Origin of the sequence: Amycolatopsis sp. (genome assembly GCF_035546795.1) — a bacterium.
Lineage (GTDB): Bacteria > Actinomycetota > Actinomycetes > Mycobacteriales > Pseudonocardiaceae > Amycolatopsis_E.
On sequence record NZ_DASZWC010000059.1, the window covers coordinates 25,578 to 42,729 of the forward strand.

General features: G+C 70.7%; 23 protein-coding genes. 14 read left to right on the forward strand and 9 right to left on the reverse strand.

The window, feature by feature from the left end; all coding sequences use genetic code 11:
- Window positions 1–7: 7 nt before the first annotated feature.
- From VHD82_RS30660 to VHD82_RS30675, 4 genes are all read left to right on the forward strand, one after another.
- Window positions 8–1,456, forward strand: a complete 1,449-nt coding sequence (locus VHD82_RS30660) for an aldehyde dehydrogenase (NADP(+)) (protein WP_414637597.1) — start codon at window positions 8–10, stop codon at window positions 1,454–1,456.
- Window positions 1,457–1,546: 90 nt separating this feature from the next.
- Window positions 1,547–2,146, forward strand: coding sequence for a sulfite oxidase-like oxidoreductase (locus VHD82_RS30665; RefSeq protein ID WP_325711977.1), 600 nt, complete (start codon window positions 1,547–1,549; stop codon window positions 2,144–2,146).
- Window positions 2,116–2,850: a ferredoxin reductase gene (locus tag VHD82_RS30670; RefSeq protein WP_325711978.1), complete on the forward strand. Its 735-nt coding sequence runs from the start codon at window positions 2,116–2,118 to the stop codon at window positions 2,848–2,850. The genes VHD82_RS30665 and VHD82_RS30670 overlap by 31 nt, the downstream gene beginning before the upstream one ends.
- 9 nt (window positions 2,851–2,859) lie before the next feature.
- A complete protein-coding gene (locus VHD82_RS30675) occupies window positions 2,860–3,432 on the forward strand; it encodes a TetR family transcriptional regulator (RefSeq protein WP_325711979.1) in 573 nt (190 codons plus the stop codon).
- Here VHD82_RS30675 and VHD82_RS30680 read toward each other — a convergent pair.
- Complete coding sequence (locus VHD82_RS30680; RefSeq protein WP_325711982.1) at window positions 3,409–5,148, reverse strand: pyruvate dehydrogenase; 1,740 nt, start codon at window positions 5,146–5,148, stop codon at window positions 3,409–3,411. The two genes, VHD82_RS30675 and VHD82_RS30680, sit on opposite strands and share 24 nt — an antisense overlap.
- Window positions 5,149–5,236: 88 nt before the next feature.
- On the opposite strand from VHD82_RS30680, the gene VHD82_RS30685 reads away from it, so the two are divergent.
- Window positions 5,237–5,827: a pentapeptide repeat-containing protein gene (locus VHD82_RS30685; protein ID WP_325711984.1), complete on the forward strand. Its 591-nt coding sequence runs from the start codon at window positions 5,237–5,239 to the stop codon at window positions 5,825–5,827.
- Between the two features lie 73 nt (window positions 5,828–5,900).
- A complete protein-coding gene (locus tag VHD82_RS30690; RefSeq protein ID WP_325711986.1) occupies window positions 5,901–6,158 on the forward strand; it encodes a hypothetical protein in 258 nt (85 codons plus the stop codon).
- On the opposite strand, the gene VHD82_RS30695 is transcribed toward VHD82_RS30690, so the two are convergent.
- From VHD82_RS30695 to VHD82_RS30705, 3 genes are all read right to left on the reverse strand, one after another.
- A complete protein-coding gene (locus VHD82_RS30695; protein WP_325711988.1) occupies window positions 6,159–7,118 on the reverse strand; it encodes a pirin family protein in 960 nt (319 codons plus the stop codon). It lies immediately after the preceding gene.
- 76 nt (window positions 7,119–7,194) lie between these two features.
- Window positions 7,195–8,037 carry an acyl-CoA thioesterase gene (locus VHD82_RS30700; RefSeq protein ID WP_325711990.1) on the reverse strand — a complete coding sequence of 281 codons (843 nt, stop codon included), beginning with the start codon at window positions 8,035–8,037 and terminating at the stop codon, window positions 7,195–7,197.
- 73 nt (window positions 8,038–8,110) lie between these two features.
- Window positions 8,111–8,740, reverse strand: coding sequence for an SDR family NAD(P)-dependent oxidoreductase (locus VHD82_RS30705; RefSeq protein ID WP_325711992.1), 630 nt, complete (start codon window positions 8,738–8,740; stop codon window positions 8,111–8,113).
- A 174-nt stretch (window positions 8,741–8,914) separates the two neighbouring features.
- On the opposite strand from VHD82_RS30705, the gene VHD82_RS30710 reads away from it, so the two are divergent.
- Window positions 8,915–9,358 (forward strand): C40 family peptidase, encoded by a 444-nt coding sequence (locus VHD82_RS30710; RefSeq protein WP_325711994.1) that lies wholly within the window; start codon window positions 8,915–8,917, stop codon window positions 9,356–9,358.
- On the opposite strand, the gene VHD82_RS30715 is transcribed toward VHD82_RS30710, so the two are convergent.
- Window positions 9,334–10,125, reverse strand: coding sequence for a putative protein N(5)-glutamine methyltransferase (locus tag VHD82_RS30715; protein WP_325711996.1), 792 nt, complete (start codon window positions 10,123–10,125; stop codon window positions 9,334–9,336). The two genes, VHD82_RS30710 and VHD82_RS30715, sit on opposite strands and share 25 nt — an antisense overlap.
- A gap of 120 nt (window positions 10,126–10,245) precedes the next feature.
- Window positions 10,246–10,542 carry a GntR family transcriptional regulator gene (locus VHD82_RS30720; RefSeq protein ID WP_325711998.1) on the reverse strand — a complete coding sequence of 99 codons (297 nt, stop codon included), beginning with the start codon at window positions 10,540–10,542 and terminating at the stop codon, window positions 10,246–10,248.
- A 491-nt stretch (window positions 10,543–11,033) separates the two neighbouring features.
- Here VHD82_RS30720 and VHD82_RS30725 point away from each other — a divergent pair, with 491 nt between their 5' ends.
- From VHD82_RS30725 to VHD82_RS30735, 3 genes are read left to right on the forward strand one after another with little or no spacing between them, the layout of a single operon-like run.
- Window positions 11,034–11,609 carry a DUF4328 domain-containing protein gene (locus tag VHD82_RS30725; protein WP_325712000.1) on the forward strand — a complete coding sequence of 192 codons (576 nt, stop codon included), beginning with the start codon at window positions 11,034–11,036 and terminating at the stop codon, window positions 11,607–11,609.
- Window positions 11,513–11,965, forward strand: a complete 453-nt coding sequence (locus VHD82_RS30730) for a group II truncated hemoglobin (protein WP_325712002.1) — start codon at window positions 11,513–11,515, stop codon at window positions 11,963–11,965. The genes VHD82_RS30725 and VHD82_RS30730 overlap by 97 nt, the downstream gene beginning before the upstream one ends.
- On the forward strand, window positions 11,962–12,387 hold the full coding sequence (locus tag VHD82_RS30735; RefSeq protein WP_325712004.1) for a protein-tyrosine phosphatase family protein: 426 nt from the start codon (window positions 11,962–11,964) through the stop codon (window positions 12,385–12,387). The genes VHD82_RS30730 and VHD82_RS30735 overlap by 4 nt, the downstream gene beginning before the upstream one ends.
- A 237-nt stretch (window positions 12,388–12,624) precedes the next feature.
- On the opposite strand, the gene VHD82_RS30740 is transcribed toward VHD82_RS30735, so the two are convergent.
- Window positions 12,625–13,200 (reverse strand): DinB family protein, encoded by a 576-nt coding sequence (locus tag VHD82_RS30740; RefSeq protein WP_325712006.1) that lies wholly within the window; start codon window positions 13,198–13,200, stop codon window positions 12,625–12,627.
- Between the two features lie 34 nt (window positions 13,201–13,234).
- On the reverse strand, window positions 13,235–14,149 hold the full coding sequence (locus VHD82_RS30745; RefSeq protein ID WP_325712008.1) for a TIGR03564 family F420-dependent LLM class oxidoreductase: 915 nt from the start codon (window positions 14,147–14,149) through the stop codon (window positions 13,235–13,237).
- Between the two features lie 98 nt (window positions 14,150–14,247).
- Between VHD82_RS30745 and VHD82_RS30750 the strand changes: the two genes are divergently transcribed.
- The 3 genes from VHD82_RS30750 (at window position 14,248) to VHD82_RS30760 (ending at window position 15,974) form a co-directional block, all read left to right on the forward strand.
- The gene (locus tag VHD82_RS30750; RefSeq protein WP_325712010.1) at window positions 14,248–15,108 is read left to right on the forward strand and encodes a LysR family transcriptional regulator; all 861 of its coding nucleotides are present in this window, start codon (window positions 14,248–14,250) and stop codon (window positions 15,106–15,108) included.
- A 146-nt stretch (window positions 15,109–15,254) separates the two neighbouring features.
- On the forward strand, window positions 15,255–15,761 hold the full coding sequence (locus VHD82_RS30755; RefSeq protein ID WP_325712012.1) for a YbaB/EbfC family nucleoid-associated protein: 507 nt from the start codon (window positions 15,255–15,257) through the stop codon (window positions 15,759–15,761).
- 57 nt (window positions 15,762–15,818) lie between these two features.
- Window positions 15,819–15,974 carry a hypothetical protein gene (locus VHD82_RS30760; protein ID WP_325712014.1) on the forward strand — a complete coding sequence of 52 codons (156 nt, stop codon included), beginning with the start codon at window positions 15,819–15,821 and terminating at the stop codon, window positions 15,972–15,974.
- Between the two features lie 23 nt (window positions 15,975–15,997).
- On the opposite strand, the gene VHD82_RS30765 is transcribed toward VHD82_RS30760, so the two are convergent.
- Window positions 15,998–16,429 (reverse strand): helix-turn-helix domain-containing protein, encoded by a 432-nt coding sequence (locus VHD82_RS30765; protein WP_325712016.1) that lies wholly within the window; start codon window positions 16,427–16,429, stop codon window positions 15,998–16,000.
- A 43-nt stretch (window positions 16,430–16,472) separates the two neighbouring features.
- On the opposite strand from VHD82_RS30765, the gene VHD82_RS30770 reads away from it, so the two are divergent.
- Window positions 16,473–17,081, forward strand: coding sequence for an NIPSNAP family protein (locus tag VHD82_RS30770; RefSeq protein ID WP_325712018.1), 609 nt, complete (start codon window positions 16,473–16,475; stop codon window positions 17,079–17,081).
- Window positions 17,082–17,152: the final 71 nt, after the last annotated feature.

Here is a 17,152-nt window from a genome sequence, read left to right on the forward strand (position 1 = left end):
GGAAATGATGGATACCGACACGACCGAACTGGACCGCGTACTCGCGGCGGCGGCCGGAGCCGCGCCGAAGCTCGCGGAGTCGACGCCGGCGCAGCGCGCGGAATGGCTGGGCGCAGCGGCCGACGCGCTCGACGCGGCAAGTTCGGAGCTGCTCCCGCTGGCCGCGAAGGAAACCCATCTGCCCGAGGCGCCCCGGCTCAAGGGCGAGCTCGCGCGGACCACGTTCCAGCTACGGCTGTTCGGCGAGGTGCTCACCGACGGCGCGTTCCTCGGCGCGACCGTGGACCACGCCGACGCGGACTGGCCGATGGGGCCGCGCCCGGACATCCGCCGCGCCGCCGTGCCGATCGGGCCGACGCTGGTGTTCGCGGCCGGCAACTTCCCGTTCGCGTTCAGCGTGGCGGGCGGGGACACCGCGTCCGCGCTCGCGGCCGGCTGCCAGGTGGTACTCAAGGCACACCCCGGCCACCCGGAACTTTCCGCCCGCACCGGCGAAATCCTGCGCACCGCGCTGATCGAAGCCGGCGCGCCGGAGGGGATCTTCGCGGTGATCTTCGGCGTCGAGGCCGGGGTCACCGCGCTGAAGGACCCGCGGATCGCCGCCGCCGCGTTCACCGGTTCCGTGCCCGGCGGGCGTGCCCTGTTCGACATCGCGGTCGCCCGGCCGACGCCGATCCCGTTCTACGGCGAACTCGGCAGCGTGAACCCGGTCGTCGTCACGCCCGGCGCGGTCAAGGCGCGCGGCGCGGAGGTCGCGAAGGGCTACGTGGGCTCGTTCACGCTGGGCGGCGGGCAGTTCTGCACCAAACCGGGCCTGCTGTTCCTGCCGGAGGGACACGGCCTGGAGGACACGCTGCGCGAGGCCGCCGGCGGGGTGGCCGGGCAGACGTTGCTCAACGAGCGCATCTCCGCCGGTTTCGGCAAGAGCGTGGCGAAGCTGCGCGAGCAGCCCGAGGTCACCGTGCTCGCGGCGGGGGAGGCCACCGCCGAGCAGTTCACCCCGACCCTGCTTTCCGTGCGGGCGGCCGATTTCCTCAAGGCCGACGAAGTGCTGCGCTCGGAATGCTTCGGCCCGGCGTCGATCGTGGTCACCTACTCCAGCCAGGAAGAGCTGCTCGACGTGCTCAAGCAGCTGGAGCCGGGGCTGACCGCGACGGTGCAGGCGGAGGAGTCCGACATCGACGAGGTGCGGCCGCTGCTGCCCGCGCTCACCGCGCTGGCGGGCCGGCTGCTGTGGAACGACTGGCCGACGGGCGTAACCGTCAGCTGGGCGCAGCAGCACGGCGGCCCGTACCCGGCGACGACCGCGCCGACCACCACGTCGGTGGGCACGGCGGCGATCGAACGGTTCCTGCGCCCCGTGGCGTGGCAGGGTTTCCCGGACGCGCTCCTGCCCCCGGCGCTGCAGGAAGGCAACCCCTGGAACCTCCCGCGCCGCACGGACGGCGACCGCTGAACCGCTGACCGTCACCCCTTTCCGGTGTTCTCTGCCATAACGGGCCCCCGGGGCGCGGTTTTCCGGGCGGCGCCGGGTAAGACTGTCCGCATGGGCATCGTGTCCCCGGGCTTTCACGGCCGCCGCCGCGGCGGTGACGTCAAGCTGCCGCCCGGGCAGTACCGCACGGACGACTTCCCCGTGCTCTCCGCCGGGCCCACGCCCCGGCTGTCCACCGAGACGTGGGAGTTCACGATCACCACGGAAACCGGTGTGGTGCACGAGTGGAACCGGGCGGAGTTCCTGGCGCTGCCCAGCGAAACGCCGACGGTGGACATCCACTGCGTCACCAAATGGTCCAAGTTCGGCACGAACTGGCGCGGGGTTTCGGTGGACACGCTGATGGCGGACGTCGAGACCACCGCGGATTTCGTGCTGGCACACTCCTACGACGGCTACACCACGAACCTGCCGCTGGCCGACCTGCTCGACGGCCAGGCCTGGATCGCCTACGAGTTCGACGGCGACCGCCTGGCACCCGAGCACGGCGGCCCGGCCCGGCTGCTGGTGCCGCACCTGTACTTCTGGAAGTCGGCGAAATGGGTGCACAACCTGGAGCTGACCGTCGAGAACGAGCCCGGTTTCTGGGAAGCCTCCGGCTATCACGACTATGGGGACCCGTGGCGGGAACAGCGATACCAGGGCGACTGAGCTGGCGGGTGGCCCGGCTGGCCGCGATCCGCGACGAGACCCCGACGGCGCGCACCCTCGTGCTCGACGTGCCCGGCTGGCCCGGGCATCTGGCGGGGCAGCACGTGGACGTCCGGCTGACCGCCGAAGACGGCTACACCGCCCAGCGCAGCTACTCGCTCGCGTCGGCGGGCGACGGTGAACGGCTCGAGCTGACCGTGCAGCGCATCGAAGACGGCGAGGTTTCCCCTTATCTCACCGAGGTTTTCGCGCTCGGGAACCCGGTGGAGCTGCGCGGACCGATCGGCGGCTGGTTCGTCTGGCGCCCGGCGAGCGCGGCCCCGGTGCTGCTGGTCGCGGGCGGTTCCGGGATCGTGCCGTTGATGGCGATGATCCGGGCCCGGCGGGCCGCCGGTTCCCGCGCGCCGTTCCGCCTGCTGTATTCGGTGCGCTCGCCGGCGGAGAGCTACTACGCCGACGAGCTGCGCGACGCCGCGCTCAGCGGGGTGGAAGTGTCCTATGTGTACACTCGCGAGGCGCCTGAGAACTGGCCCCGCCCGCCGCGCCGGCTCGGGGTGGCCGACGTACACACCCATGGCTGGCCCGCGGACTTCGGCCCGGACTGTTTCGTCTGCGGGCCGACGGGTTTCGTGGAAACGGTGGCGGACATCCTCGTCGCACTCGGCCACGATACGCACAAGATACGCACCGAACGGTTCGGCTAGTCTGGCGCCGTGCCCACCCTGCGTACGCGGATTCTCGATGCCGGTGTCGAGCTGATCTGCGACGACGGCTGGAACAAGGTCACGATGTCCCAGCTGGCCCGCCGCGCGGGGATCAGCAGGCAGATGGTCTACAAGGAGATCGGCGCCAGGGACGTGCTGGCGCGGGCCATCGTCGACAGGCACGTGGGCAGGTTCCTCGCCGGCGCCATCGAAAGGCTGCGCGCGCACGGCGCGGACGCCCAGGCGGGTATCGGCGCCGCGGTCGAGTACGTGCTTCGCACTGCGGCTGAGGACCCGTTGCTCAAGGCTGTGCTTTCGGCCGCGCACGGCGGCGGCCAGGACCTGCTGCCGTTGCTGACCGCCGACCCGGAACCGGTGCTGGAGCGCGGGATCGAAGCGATCACGCACGAGGCCCGCGCGCTCTACCCCGGCCTGCCGGCCGCCACGCTGGGCACGCTGGTCGAGATGGTCGTGCGGCTCACGCTGAGCCACCTCGCCCAGCCCACCGGGCCGGTCGAGAAGGCCGTCGCGCAGGCGACGTGGCTCGTGCGGGCGGCCTCACGGGCGGGGGATGTTGCGTAGGTTCGAGCGCGCCAGGTCGATCATCTTGCCGACCCCGCCGGTGAGCACCACCTTGCTCGCCGCGAGCGCGAACCCGCGCATCTGCTCGGTGGTGATGTGCGGCGGGATGGACAGCGCGTTCGGGTCGGTGACCACGTCCACCAGCGCCGGGCCGGGCTGGGCCAGCGCCTCGGCGAGCGCCTGGCGGACCTTGCCCGGTTCGGTCACGCGGACGGCGTGCAGCCCGGCGCCGCGCGCGATGGCGGCGAAGTCCACGTGCGCGTGGTCGGTCTCGAAGTCGGGCAGGCCGTCGACGAGCATCTCCAGTTTGACCATGCCCAGCGAGGAGTTGTTGAACACCACGATCTTCACCGGCAGATCGTGCAGCCGGACGGTGAGCAGCTCACCCATCAGCATGCCCAGCCCGCCGTCCCCGGACAGGGAGATCACCTGGCGGCCGGGATACGCCAGCTGCGCGCCGATCGCGTGCGGCAGCGCGTTGGCCATGCTGCCGTGCAGGAAGGACCCGATCACCCGGCGCCGCCCGTTCGGGGTGAGGTAGCGGGCGGCCCACACGTTGCACATCCCGGTGTCCACGGTGAACACCGCGTCGTGGGCGGCGAGGTCGTCGAGCAGGTCGGCGACGTACTCGGGGTGGATCGGCACGTGCTTTTCCACCCTGCGGGTGTACGCGTCGACCACGGTTTCCAGCGAGCGGTAGTGCTCGCGCAGCATGTCGTCGAGGAAACCCCTGTCCTGCTTCTGTGCCAGCAGCGGCAGCACCGCGCGCAGGGTCTCGCGTACATCGCCGTGTACGGCCAGGTCCAGCGGGGTGCGGCGGCCGAGTTTCGTCGCGTCGTGGTCGATCTGCACCGTGTGCGCTTGTGGCAGGAAGCTGTCGTACGGGAAATCCGTGCCCAGCAACAGAAGCAGGTCGGCGTCGTGCATCGCCTTGTAGCACGCGCCGTAGCCGAGCAGGCCGCTCATCCCGACGTCGTATGCGTTGTCGAACTGGATCCATTCCTTGCCACGCAAGGAATGCCCGACCGGGGAGTGCACTTTCCCGGCCAGTTCCATGACTTCCGCGTGCGCGCCGCGGACCCCGGCGCCGCAGAAGAGTGTGACGCGGCGAGCGGAGTTGATGACCTGCGCGAGTTCTTCGACCTGCTTGCGCGGCGGCACCAGGGTGGCCCGTTCGGTGACGAACGCGCTCGTGCCCGTCGGCGCCGTGGCTTCCAGCTGTGCGACATCGCCGGGCAGCACCAGCACCGAAACCTCGCCGCGGGTCAGCGCGTGCTGGATCGCGATGCGCAGCATGCGCGGCATCTGGCCGGGCCGGCTGATCTGCTCGCAGTAGCCGCTGCAGTCCACGAACAGCCGCTCGGGATGGGTTTCCTGGAAGAACCCGGTGCCGATCTGGCCCGACGGGATGTGCGAGGCCAGCGCCAGCACCGGCACACCGGACCGGTTCGCGTCGTAGAGGCCCTGTACGAGGTGGGTGTTGCCGGGGCCGCAGCTGCCCGCGCAGACCGCGAGCTTCCCGGTCAGTCCGGCCTCGGCCGCCGCGGCGAACGCGCCCGCCTCTTCGTTGCGCACGTGCACCCATTCGATGCCCTCGGTGCGCCGGATCGCGTCCACCACCGGGTTGAGGCTGTCGCCGACCACCCCGTAGATCCGGGACACGCCCGCCTGGACGAGAACCTGCACGAACTGCTCGGCGACGGTGGGTCGCGCCATCGGGGGCCTCCTCGGCTGATCGGTCCGGTCCCGATTCTGCTGGGGAAACGGCCGGGGCGCAGGATCAGGCGCACGGTAGCTTCGTCAGATGGAATTCCGTGAGTTCGCGGGCCGGAAGGTCCAGCTGCCGCCGGCCGGGGAGCTGGTACCGGGCGACGGGGATTTCGAGGAGGAGCTTTCGAAAGCGGTGCTGACCGGGGTGAGCCTCGCCGAGGACACGCGCGCGCCGCTGGAGCTCTCGGATGTCATGCTGGACAACGTGGATCTGTCCAACGCGAACCTGGCCCGGACCACGGCGCGGCGGGTGCACGTGAAGGCGAGCCGGGGCATCGGGCTGCGGCTGGTGCTCAAGCAGGCCACGGATCTGCTCGCCGAGGGCTGCCGGTTCGACTACGCCACGATCGAGATCGACCGGGTCAAGCACGTGGCCGTGTTCCACGAGTGCTCGTTCCGGGACGCCGTACTGCTGGGTGACCTGTCGAACGTCGTGTTCTCGGGCTGCGATTTCACCGGCGCCGAGTTCCAGGCGCGCCGCGCGGTGGACTGCGATCTGCGCTCGTCGGACCTGCGGGCGGCGCGCGGGCTGAGCACGCTGGGCGGCGCGAAGATCAGCACGGAGCAGGCCGTCTCGATCGCCGTGCGCCTGGCGGTCGAGAACGGCCTGCTGGTGGTGGACTGAGGCCGGGCAAGGTCGTGCCGGGTGACCGGTTCGGACGCTTGCCAGATGTTCGAACACGTGTTCGACTAGAGAGATGGAAGCAGTCCCGCCGTACTACTGGGAAGTGGCCACGAAGCTCGGGGATTCCTGGATCTGGCAAGGCTCCTGGCACGACGGCTTCTCCCGCGAAGACCTCGAAGCCGTGCTTCGCAGGTGGCACGACCGGCGGGGCGGCAGGGGAGGGCTGTGGCGGCTCCAGGTGATCCGGCGTGAGGACAAGGAAATCGTCGCCGAGGCGCAGGTCGTCCTGGATGAGCACTGGCCGCCACCGCGCCGGCGTGCCTTCCGGTGATCAGTCCGTGTGCGGCAGCCGTCCGGCGGGGATCACGCCGAAGCGGCCGGCCTGGAAGTCCTCGAAGGCCTGCACGACCTCCGCACGCGTGTTCATCACGAACGGGCCGTACTGCACCACCGGTTCGCGGATGGGTTTTCCGCCCAGCAGCAACACTTCCAGGTTCGGCTCCGCGACCGGCTGGCTGCTGTCCGCGGCGAAGGTGAGCGCGCCGCCGTCGCCGAAGACCGCGAGCTGGCCCTTGTGGATCGGCCGCGCGCCGGTACCCACGGTGCCCTGGCCTGCCAATACATAACCGAGCGCGTTGAAGTCCTCGCGCCACGGCACCCGCAGCTGCGCGCCCGGGCTGATCGTGGCGTGCACCAACGTGATCGGGGTGTAGGTCGCGCCAGGGCCGCCGTGCCCCGCGACGTCACCGGCGATCACGCGCAGCAACGCGCCACCGTCGGCGGAGGAGAGCAGAGTCGCTTGCGTGGCGCGGATGTCCTGGTAGCGCGGCGGCGTGAACTTGCTCGCCTTCGGCAGGTTCACCCACAGCTGCACGCCGTGGAACAGCCCGCCGGAAACCACCAGCTCCTCCGGCGGCTTCTCGATGTGCAGGATGCCGGAGCCGGCGGTCATCCACTGGGTGTCTCCGTTGGTGATCACCCCGCCGCCGCCCTGGGAATCGGCGTGCTCGAAGACGCCGTCGAGCATGTAGGTCACCGTTTCGAAGCCGCGGTGTGGATGCCACGGGGTGCCCTTGGGTTCGCCGGGCGCGTATTCGACCTCGCCCATCTGGTCCATGTGGATGAACGGGTCCAGCACCGAGGAGGCGATGCCGGCGAACGCGCGCCGGACGGGGAAGCCCTCGCCTTCGTAGCCGGTCGGCGCGGTGGTGACCGTGCGGACGGGGCGCTGCGGGGCGGCGGGGGTTTCCACGCGGGGCAGGGTCAGGGTGTCGGCGGTGACGGCGGGCATCGGGAGCCTCCTAGTAGTTTCACGCTCAACTTCTTCCACGCAAAACGTTTGGCGGGCCGATTCATTCCCTCCGCCGCTACTTCTGCCCGTGGATGAGCCCCTCCTGCGCCACGGTCGCGATCAGGGTGCCGTCGCGGTGGAAGATCCGGCCCTCGGCGAGCCCGCGCAGGTGACCGACCGCCGGGCTGCTCTTCGCGTAGTACAGCCAGTCGTCGAGGCGGACCTCGTTGTGGAACCACAGCACGTGGTCCAGCGAGGTCATCCCGGCGACGTCGGTGCGCTCGACCCGCCGCAGCAGCGACGAGACGAAGGTCAGGTCGCTGAAGTACGTCAGGATCGCGGCGTTGCTCACGCGGCCGTCGTTCTCCCCGTGCTGCGGCGCGAACCAGAGGTCGCCGAGCGCGCGGACACGCTCGTCGGGGTCGAGCGTCGCGGGGCGGATGTCGAACGCGTCGTGCGGGTCGACCACCCAGCGGTTCGGGAAGCGCCAGTCGAACGGGGTGCAGTCGGCCGGATCCGGGGCCTCGGGCGCGGGCACCTGGTAGTCGGTGCCGGAGCGGTCGGTGGTGAACGACGACTCCAGGCAAAGGATCGGCTCACCGTGCTGGATCGCGGTCACCCGGCGGCGCCGGAAGTTGCGGCCCTCCTGCAGCCGGTCCACCCGGAACACCACGCGCGCGCCGGTGTCGCCGGGGCGCAGGAAGTAGGCGTGCAGCGAGTGCGGCGCGGTTTCCGGCGGCACGGTCCGCTCCGCGGCGACCAGCGCCTGTGCGCACACCTCGCCGCCGAAGAGCCGGTGCCCTGGCTCCCCGGAGAGCCGGCTGCGGAAGATGTCCAGCTCGATCGGCTCGAGGTCGAGCACGTCGAGCACAGGCAGCAGTCCCGTGGCAGGGGCTTCGGCGTTGACAGATTGTGACATCGGTTTCCTCACGCAGGCGTCAGCCGATTCAAACACAGCCGCCCACCCCCGCTGCCGCAGAGTGAAATCCTTGTCACGTCCTGGCGCCACGGTGGACGATCTCACGGGCCCACTCGCCGCGCGGCTGGGCGTGCAGGGTCCAGAAGTGCTCGGCGATGAGGCCGGGATCGAAATCGGTGCCCGGCGCCACCGGACCGTCGATGGTCACCGAGGCCACGTGAATTCCCGGATATCGCAGGGAAAGCAGTTCCACCAGGGTGCGCACCCCGGCCTTGCCGAGGGAGAGGCTCACGTACTCCGGTTTCGGTTCCGGCATTCCGCCGGTGATGAGGAACGAGCCCTGTGTCATTCCGGGCAGCAGGTGCGCGGCGGCGGTGAGTGCGCCGAGCACGTTCACCGCCCACGCGTCGAGCTGGTCGCGCATCGACAGTTCGCCGGGCGCGTCCGGCCGGATGAGGGCGGCGTTGTAGACGATGACTTCGGGCAGGCCCAGGTCTTCGACGGCCGCGTCCAGCGCGGCGCGCAGGGCGTCTTCGTCGGTGCAGTCGGCCACGTAGGAATGCGCGGAAAACTCCTCGGGCACAAGGGATTCCGAGCCCGCGCTGCGCGAGATCAGCGCGAGCGGCCTGCCCTCGCGGGCGAACCGCAGCGCGACCGCGCGGCCGATCCCCGGGCCTGCACCGATGATCACGACTCCGGCCATGGTGGACTCCTCACGAATGGTTGGCGACCCCGGTAACGCTAAGGGGTGACACGGATGTCAGGGTCCACCGGACTTACTGTGCGATGGATCACAAATCGACGCTGTGATTGTTTCGTGATCGGGGTCGGGGGAATTCGGGCGCGAGTTTTCATGACCTTCGTGAAAGGAAATTCCGTGCTCACGCGACATCGCGGCCGGTTGTGTATTTCTCTCGCTTTCGCCCTGGTGCTCACCGGGTTTTCCGCGCCGGCCGGCGCCGTTCAGCTCAGCCGCGGCGACCGGGTCGTGCAGGCCGCCGCCGCGCAGGCGGGTAAGCCGTACGCCGGCGGCGGCGCCGGCCCGGGGAGTTTCGACTGCTCCGGGCTCACCGCCTACGCGCACCGGCAGGTGGGCATCAGCCTGCCGCGCACGGCCTCGGCCCAGCGGGCGGCCGTCCGCCCGGTTTCCCAACGTGACAAGAAACCCGGCGACCTCATCTTCTTCTCCAGTGGCGGCCGCGTTTACCACGCCGGGATCTTCGCCGGTGGCAACCGGATGTGGGCCGCGCCCTCGTCCGGCGATGTGGTGCGCCTGCAGAACATCTGGACCAGCGCCTACACGGTGGGCCGCGCCTGGTGACCCCGGGCGGTGCCGATCACGACCGTGCCGTCCAGCTCCGCCGAACTCGCCACCCGCGCGGTAAGCCCGGACCGTTCGAAAGCGGCCGCGGTGTGCGGTGCCTGGGCACGGCTGGTCTCGATGAGCAGCCGGCCGCCCGGCGCCAGCCACCACGGCGCGCCGGTGATCACCCGGCGCTGGATGTCCAGCCCGTCGGAGCCGCCGTCGAGCGCGACCCGCGGCTCGTGGAGCCGCGCCTCCGGCGGCATCGTCTCGATGGCGCCGGTCGGCACATACGGCGCGTTCACCGCAAGCACGTCCACCCGGCCACGCAGGCGCTCGGGCAGCGCTTCGTACAGATCGCCTTCGTGCACCTGCCCGCCGAGCGGTTCGACGTTGCGGCGGGCGCAACGGACGGCGGCCGGCTCGATGTCGGCCGCGTGCAGCTCGACTGCCCCGAGTTCGGTCGCGATCGCGGCGCCGATCGCACCGGAACCGCAGCACAGGTCGACGATCACCGCGCCGGGCTTCGCCGCTGCCACAGCTTCCGCGACGAGCAGACCCGTACGGCGACGGGGCACGAAAACCCCTGGGGCGACGACCATCCGCAGCCCGCGGAACTCCGCCCAGCCCAGGACGTGCTCCAGCGGCAGGCCTTCGGCCCGCTCGGTGACCAGCCGCTCCAGCTCATCCGGGGAACGCGCGGCGTCGACGAGCAGCCGGGCCTCGTCCTCGGCGAAAACACAGCCCGCGACGCGCAACCGGGCGACCACGGTGGAATAGGACAACAAACGAACACGCCTTTCGATCGCTGTCAGCCTATCCGTCCGCGGTGGCCGATCCCACCGTTTTCGAAACGCACGTCGTTCGAGTTCCAGCCGGGGCGAACGTCCACAAAGGACTCGTGCTCAGACGACCCGGGTGCGGCCGCGGGCACGGGTCACCACGATGCCCTCCTCGGCCAGCTGGTGCATCGCGCTGGCCACGGCCTTGCGGTTGCAGCGCAGGGTGACCGCGAGGTTCCGCAACGGGGGCAGCGTGGTGCCGCTGGGCAACCGCAATCTGATCACGTCGGTCAGCGCCGACGCGAGGTCGGCGGCCACCCGCCGCCGGTCGCCGCTGCGCCATGACGGGCCGACCAGCTCGGCGAGGTGCGCGGCCGACACAGGGGGGACCGGACTGGTCTTCTGCGCTGCGCGGGTCATCGGTCACCGCCTCATAACTGCACGAGTGCTGAGCGTGCTCGTCATCGTGCCCGCTGCTCTGGCCCGGCGCAATATTGCACTCAATATTGGTGCAACAGGAGGTCATCGCCGCGTCATCGGAAGACCATCGGCCGTTGCGCCGGAAGAACCAGCGGATACCGCCGTAGGAGGCAATTTCCGCCGCTTCCGCGGCGGGACTTGTGCTTCCGCGGGCGAAGGTGCACAAGCAGTTGTCCGGTTGTGCACAACCGTCGCCTGCGGACAGTGGTGGTATGCGCACTCGGTGTCACCGGGATTGCGCAGCGTCGCCGGCACGGGAGACTCCACTGTGGACAGTGCCGGCTCCGGAACTGTCGTGACATGACGAAATGGCGTGCGGGTGAAACAAAAGATCACGAACGCACGATTTCTCCCCCGATCCGGCGTCGCGGTCGCCGACCTGCTCCCGACCTGGCCGGCTGGTCAACGACTACATCGACGGCTCGGCCACCATGCCGGACCCGGAGAACGCCGACAGCATCACCAACGTGTGCGGCCGGCTGCGGACGGTGCTCACTCTGATCGCCGCGCCGGCATTCCTGCCGTGGCTCTACCGCGCGCGGACCAGCGCCGGGGCGCTTTCGCCCGCGCAGCACCGGCACGGCCGCGGCTCGGTGATCGGCGGCTGGTTCTGCCCGATCGTCAACTTCTTCTTCCCGTGGCACATCGTGATCAGCGCGCTGCTGAGCGGTGACGACCTCACGATGGACAGGCTTCGCGACAGCGCCTCTCTCCTGGCGGTCGCGTCGGTGGGCAAGCTCGCCGCCGCGGTGCTGGTCCTGCTGATCATCAAGCGCATCGACGACTGGAAGCGCGCTCCGCGGCAGCCGGCGGTTCCAGCGCTCCGAGGAACGTTGCCGGTACCAGGAAAATCCATTGTGGACGCCGGAACGTGCTGGCGCGCGCCGGGTGCTTGTGCCAGGCTCTGCGTATGCGTCCGACGCTGTACGAGTTCGCCGGGGGTGCGCCCGCCTTCCTGGCGCTGGCCCGCGCGCACCATGCCCGCTGCGTCGCCGACCCCGAGCTGAACCACCCGTTCTCGCATCCGGGCCAGCACCCGCGGCACGTGGAGCGGCTGGCGGCGTACTGGGCCGAGGTGTTCGGCGGCCCGCCGGAGTACAGCCGGGACTGCGGGGACCAGACGGGGGTGCTGGTCATGCACGCGGGAAACGGCGACATGAGCGATCTCGGCCGCCGCTTCGCGGACTGTTTCGCCGGTGCGGCCGATGACGTGAAACTGCCTGAGGACAAGGAATTCCGGGCCGCGCTGCGGGCGTACATGGAATGGGCGGTCGCCGAGGTGCTGCGGTATCCGGAGGAGCCGGGGGCCGTCCCGCGCGAGTTGCCGATGCCGCATTGGGGCTGGGAAGGGCTGCAGGAGTGAGCGGATGGCCACCGGACGCGCCGGGCGTACTGCGCCTGCCGTCCGGGCGGCTGGTCCGCGGGCGCGGGCTGGCTCGGCCGCTGCCCGACGGGCCGCGGCCGGAGTTCGCGCTGTACCTGCTCGGCCAGGAGCCACCGGTGGTGGAGTGGGAAAGCCGGTGGCTGCGCTGGCCGGATTTCCGGTTGCCTGCCGACCGCGGCGACGCGGGGGAAGCGTTGCGAGAGGCGTGGTCGCGCGCGGCGGCGGAGCGCGTCGAGGTCGCGTGCAAGGGCGGGCGCGGGCGCACGGGAACGGCGCTTGCGTGCCTTGCCGTGCTGGACGGGGTGCCGAGCAAGGAGGCCGTGGCGTACGTGCGCGAACGCTACTCGCCCCATGCCGTCGAGACGTGGGGGCAGCGCCGCTTCGTGGCACGCTTCGGCTGACAGTGGCCGCGAGTGCGCCCTCGCGGCAGGCTCAGATGCAGGTCACGTTCATGGCAATCCCCTGGTGGCCGGCGCTGCTCGTGGTGAAGAACGCGAGCCCGCGGGCGGCGGCTTGCGGCCGCATCCTCATGGCGTTCCTCCAGACGTGCCGGGGGCGACAGTCCGGGACAGCATGAGCGGGGTCGATACAACAGACGTACAAACGCGGCGTCAGCGCGGTTCAGCCGCGCACTGGCCTCAGCGCGCCGAGGCTTCCTTCGCCGCCTGTTCGACGCGTTCGCGGTAGCCGGCCCACCAGGCCGCGTCGCCCTCGGGCAGGTTGCTCGCGCTCTTGCGCAGCCCGGCCGCGCTGTCGATCAGCTCGCGCACGATGTCGGCGTGCCCGGCGTGCCGGTTCGTCTCGGCGATCATGTGCACCAGGATCAGGTGCAGCGAAACCGCCCGCCGGTCCGGCGGCCAGTGCTCGACCTGCCCGACCGTGTCCAGTTCCAGCGTCTCGATCGTCACGTCGGAGTGCGCCCGCACGCGCTGGTACAACCCGAGGATGTCCTCGCGGGACTCCTCCGGGGTGGCCCACATGTCCTCGTTCGGCTCGGCGTCGTCGGTGTACCACGGCATCGGCTCGGGGAAGGGCCTGCCGAACGTCGCGCCGAAGTAGCCCGCTTCGCAGCCGGACAGGTGCTTGATCAGGCCGAGCAGGTTGGTGCCCGTCGGGGTGAGCGGCCGCCGGGCGTCGTACTCGGACAACCCGTCGAGCTTCCACACCATCGCGTCGCGGGCGGAGTCGAGGTACCGGTGCAGTTCGGGCTTCATGAGGGCCAGTCTTGCACCCCGTTGGCGATCGTGGTCACCTCGGCACCATCGGGAAGGACATTGTGGACAGTCGCGACAGCGGAGAGTAAGCGCTTTTCGCCTCCGCCAGCACCGCTGGCAACCGTTCTTGCGGCCCCACCGTGGTCGCGACGAAGTCCGTTACCCCGGCGTCGCGGTAGCGCTGGATCTCCTTGAGCACGAACGTTTCGTCGCCCGCGACCACGGTGTCGGCCACGCTGGAGAGGCCGCCGCGATCGAGCATCGCGCGATAGGCAGGCAGCTGTCCGGCCGCGCCGAACTCGCGCGCGATCGAGTCACGCGCCGCGTCGGGGTCGTCGGTGACCGCCACCATCACCATCGCCGCGATCCGCGAGTTCGGCGCCAGCCGTGGCACCAGGTAGTCGGTCACGAGAGCGGGCCGCGCCCACACCGCGATCGTGCCGTCCGCGAGATCCCTCGCGACTTCCAGCATCCGCGGGCCGAGCGCGGCGAGCAGCACCGGAGGCTCCGGCGCCTTGATCGCCACTTGCGTGTCCACGGTGAAGAATTCACCGGAGTGGCGCACGTGTTCGCCGCGCAGCAACGGGCGCAGCACTTCGAGGTACTCCCGGGTGTGCCGCGCCGGTGCGGTGTAAGGGATGCCGAGCCAGCCGGTCATCGCGAGCTCGTGGCTCGGCCCGATGCCCAGGGTGAGTCTGCCACCGGTCAGCGCCTGCACGGTCAGCGCCGAGGTGGCCAGTGTGGCCGGGTGCTGGGGGTAGGTCGGCACGACGGCGGTACCGAGTTCGGGCGGCGCGTCGGCGAAGGAGGACAGCACGCCGAGCGGGTCCCAGCCGCCGGGCTGCTGGTTGGTCCACGCGCTGTCCAGTCCGCGCACCGCCGCGGCGTCCGCCCGCAGCTGCTCGACCGTGACGGCCCCGGAGGCGATGAGATGAGTTCCGATCCGCATACCTCCACCTCAGCGCCGATCGCGGCGGGCAACCAGATCCAGTTCGACCGCGCAGCGATAAGCTCGACTGATCGTCGCAGGTGGAAGGGGGGGAACCGGTGGAACTGCGGGCGTTGCGTTACTTCGTGACGGTGGCCGAGGAGCTGCATTTCGGCCGCGCGGCCGCGCGGCTGCACATCGCGCAGCCCGCGGTGAGCCAGCAGATCGCCCGGCTCGAACGCGAGCTGGGGGTGCGGCTGCTGGACCGGTCGCCGCGCAGGGTCCGCCTCACCGGCGCGGGCCGCCGGGTGCTCGACGCGGCGCGAGAAACCCTTGCCGCGGCGGAGAACGTGCGGCTGGTGGCCGGGAAAACCACGGGCACGGTACGGATCGGCAGCGCGGGCGGGCTCACCACCCGGCTGGAGCGCGCGATCGACGCGCTGCGTGAGCACCAGCCCGGCTTCGAGGTGATCCTGGTCGACCTGCCGGTCACGGCGCGGCTGGACGCGCTGCGGCGTGGCGAGCTCGATCTCGCGGTGGCCAGGGCCGTGCGGCGCGCGCCCGGGGTGCGGGTGCGCCCCGCCTGGTCCGAACCACTGCTCGCGGTGGTGTCGGCGCGGCATCCGGCAGCGGAGCGAGATGCCGTCGCTCTGGCCACGATGGCCGCGTCCGCGCTGCGTTTCCCGGCCCGCGAATGCGATCCGCCGCTGCACGACGCGGTCGAGGACGCGTTCCGGGAGGCCGGGGTCACCCCGCGGCTGGGCAGGCCGACCGGCACCACCCAGGACACGATCGTCGAGGTCGGCTCGGACCAGGAGAGCTGGACGCTGCTGCCCGCCGGCCTGGTGACGGAGTCGGCGCGGATCCGCCCGATCCCGCTCGACCCGCCGCTGGAGGTCACCGGCAGCGTGCTCACCAGGGAGGACGAAACGCCGGACGCGTGCGTGGAAGCCGTCGTGTCGGTGTTCCGCGACCGGTGACCGTCCTTTGTGGATGGTTCGCAGATGCACAGAAAGTGATCGGGCGGTGAGGGGTTCAGCTTCGCGTCCGGTATCGTCTGCCTGCAGTTCAGACTTGGCTGATCTACTCGGCCACGCTCCCGAATCCCCAGGTGACAGGGCGGAAATTGACGACTTCGGAACCCTCCGGCGGTGATCCGCTCGCCGCGTTCGAGGCGGAGCTGGCGGAGCTCAGGGCCAAGGCCGAGCGGATGCAGGAAAGCCTCCGGGAAGCCACGGCCACCGTGCGCAGCAAGGACGGCGCGGCCACGATCACGGTCGGTCCCGGTGGTTCGGTGACCAACCTCGAGTTCGGTCCGCGGGCCTACCAGCGCCCACCCGCCGCGCTGGCCGCGCTCGTGCTGGAGCTGATGGCCAGTGCGCAGAAGCAGGTCGGGGCCCAGGTCGCCGAGGCGTTCGGCGGACTGGTCGGGGAGAACTCCGCGGCCATGGAGGTGCTGCAGGAGTTCCTGCCCGAGGACGACGACGAGCCGGACGACGATGACGGCGTGCTCGACGTGGCCGAGGACCCGGCGCCGCCTCCGCCACCGCCGCTCTCGCCTCCGCAGCCACAGCCGCGGCGGCGCGCCCGGCCGCCGTCGGAGGACGACGAGGACTTCACCGACCCCTGGTGATTTCCGTTTGCCCGGCCCGGATCGTGGTAGTCAGCCGGGGACGGAACGGAGCGTGTGATGCCCGAAAAGCCCCCAGCGGATGCCCCTGATCTGGCCGAGTCCCGGCGCGCCATCGCCGAGGCGAAGGAAGCCGCCAAGGAGGCCCACCTCGTCGAGCCGCCCGAACAGGGCGAGGCGGAGGAGGAGCGGGAAGCGGAGTCGCCGGAGCGCTGAGCCGGTTCCGGGCGCTGTGAGCCTCAGTCCCCGGCGGCCGGGGCCACGTCGCGGGCGTCCATCGGCTCCCCGCACACGTCGCAGGTCAGCACGGGGTGCGTGACGCCGCCGCAAGTCGTGTGCCGGATGGCGCGCGCGGTGCGGTCGCCGTCCGGCAGATGCGCCTCGGCCCACTGGGCGAGCACCATCCAGGCCGGCACGATGGCCCGCGCGGACTCGCTCAGGTGGTACTCGAACCACGGTTTGTCCGGCCGGTACTGGATTTTCTCCACCAGCCCGAGCTCGGCCAGCGCGGCCAGCCGGGTCGTCAGGATGCTGGGCGCGATCCCGAGCGCCCGCTGCAACGCCCCGAACCGGCGCACCCCGTAGAACACCTCGCGCAGGATCGCGTAGTTCCAGCGCTCGCCGAGTAGCGCGAACAGTTCCCGGCCTTGCGTCCCGCGCTCCAAACTCATAGCGCCATGCTAGTACTTGCAAAACAGTAGTAGTCTCGTTCGCATGATCTACGAACTGGCCACGTTGTCCTTGCGCCTGCGGTCGGTGCCCCGCGCGCTTCCCAGGATCGAGGCCGCCACGTCGGCGGCGCCCGGCAGGTTGCTGGGCTGCTGGGAGACCGAGATCGGCGAGATCGTCACGCGCCTGCTGGTGCTGCGCGGTTTCGAGTCGGCGGCCGAGCTGGCCGAGGAGCGCCGCGGGCAGCTGTTCAGCGCGGACCCGTTCGGCATCGGCGAGGACCTGACCGGCCTGCGACTGGAGACCTACGAGAAGTTCCCGTTCCTGCCCGATGTCGAGCCCGGTGAGTACGGCAGCGTCTACGAGTTCCGCACCTACGAGCTCACGATCGGCGGCCTGCCGCCGACCATCGACGGCTGGCGGGCCGCGGTGCCCGGGCGGACCGCGATGTACCCGCTCACTGTCGCGATGTACGGGCTGGACGGGGCGCCCCGGATCACGCACATCTGGCCGTTCCCGGACCTCAACGCACGTCTGGAAATCCGGCGAGAGTCCTACGAGCGCGGGATCTGGCCGCCCCGCAACGGTCCGGAGAGCATCCGTCGCGCGACGTCGACCATCGCGCTGCCGACGGAGATCTCACCGCTGCGCTGACTCCGCCGGACCACTGTGGACGGTGCCGCGGCGCGGGTAACGGGAAACCAGCGACCGGTGAGGTTCCTTGT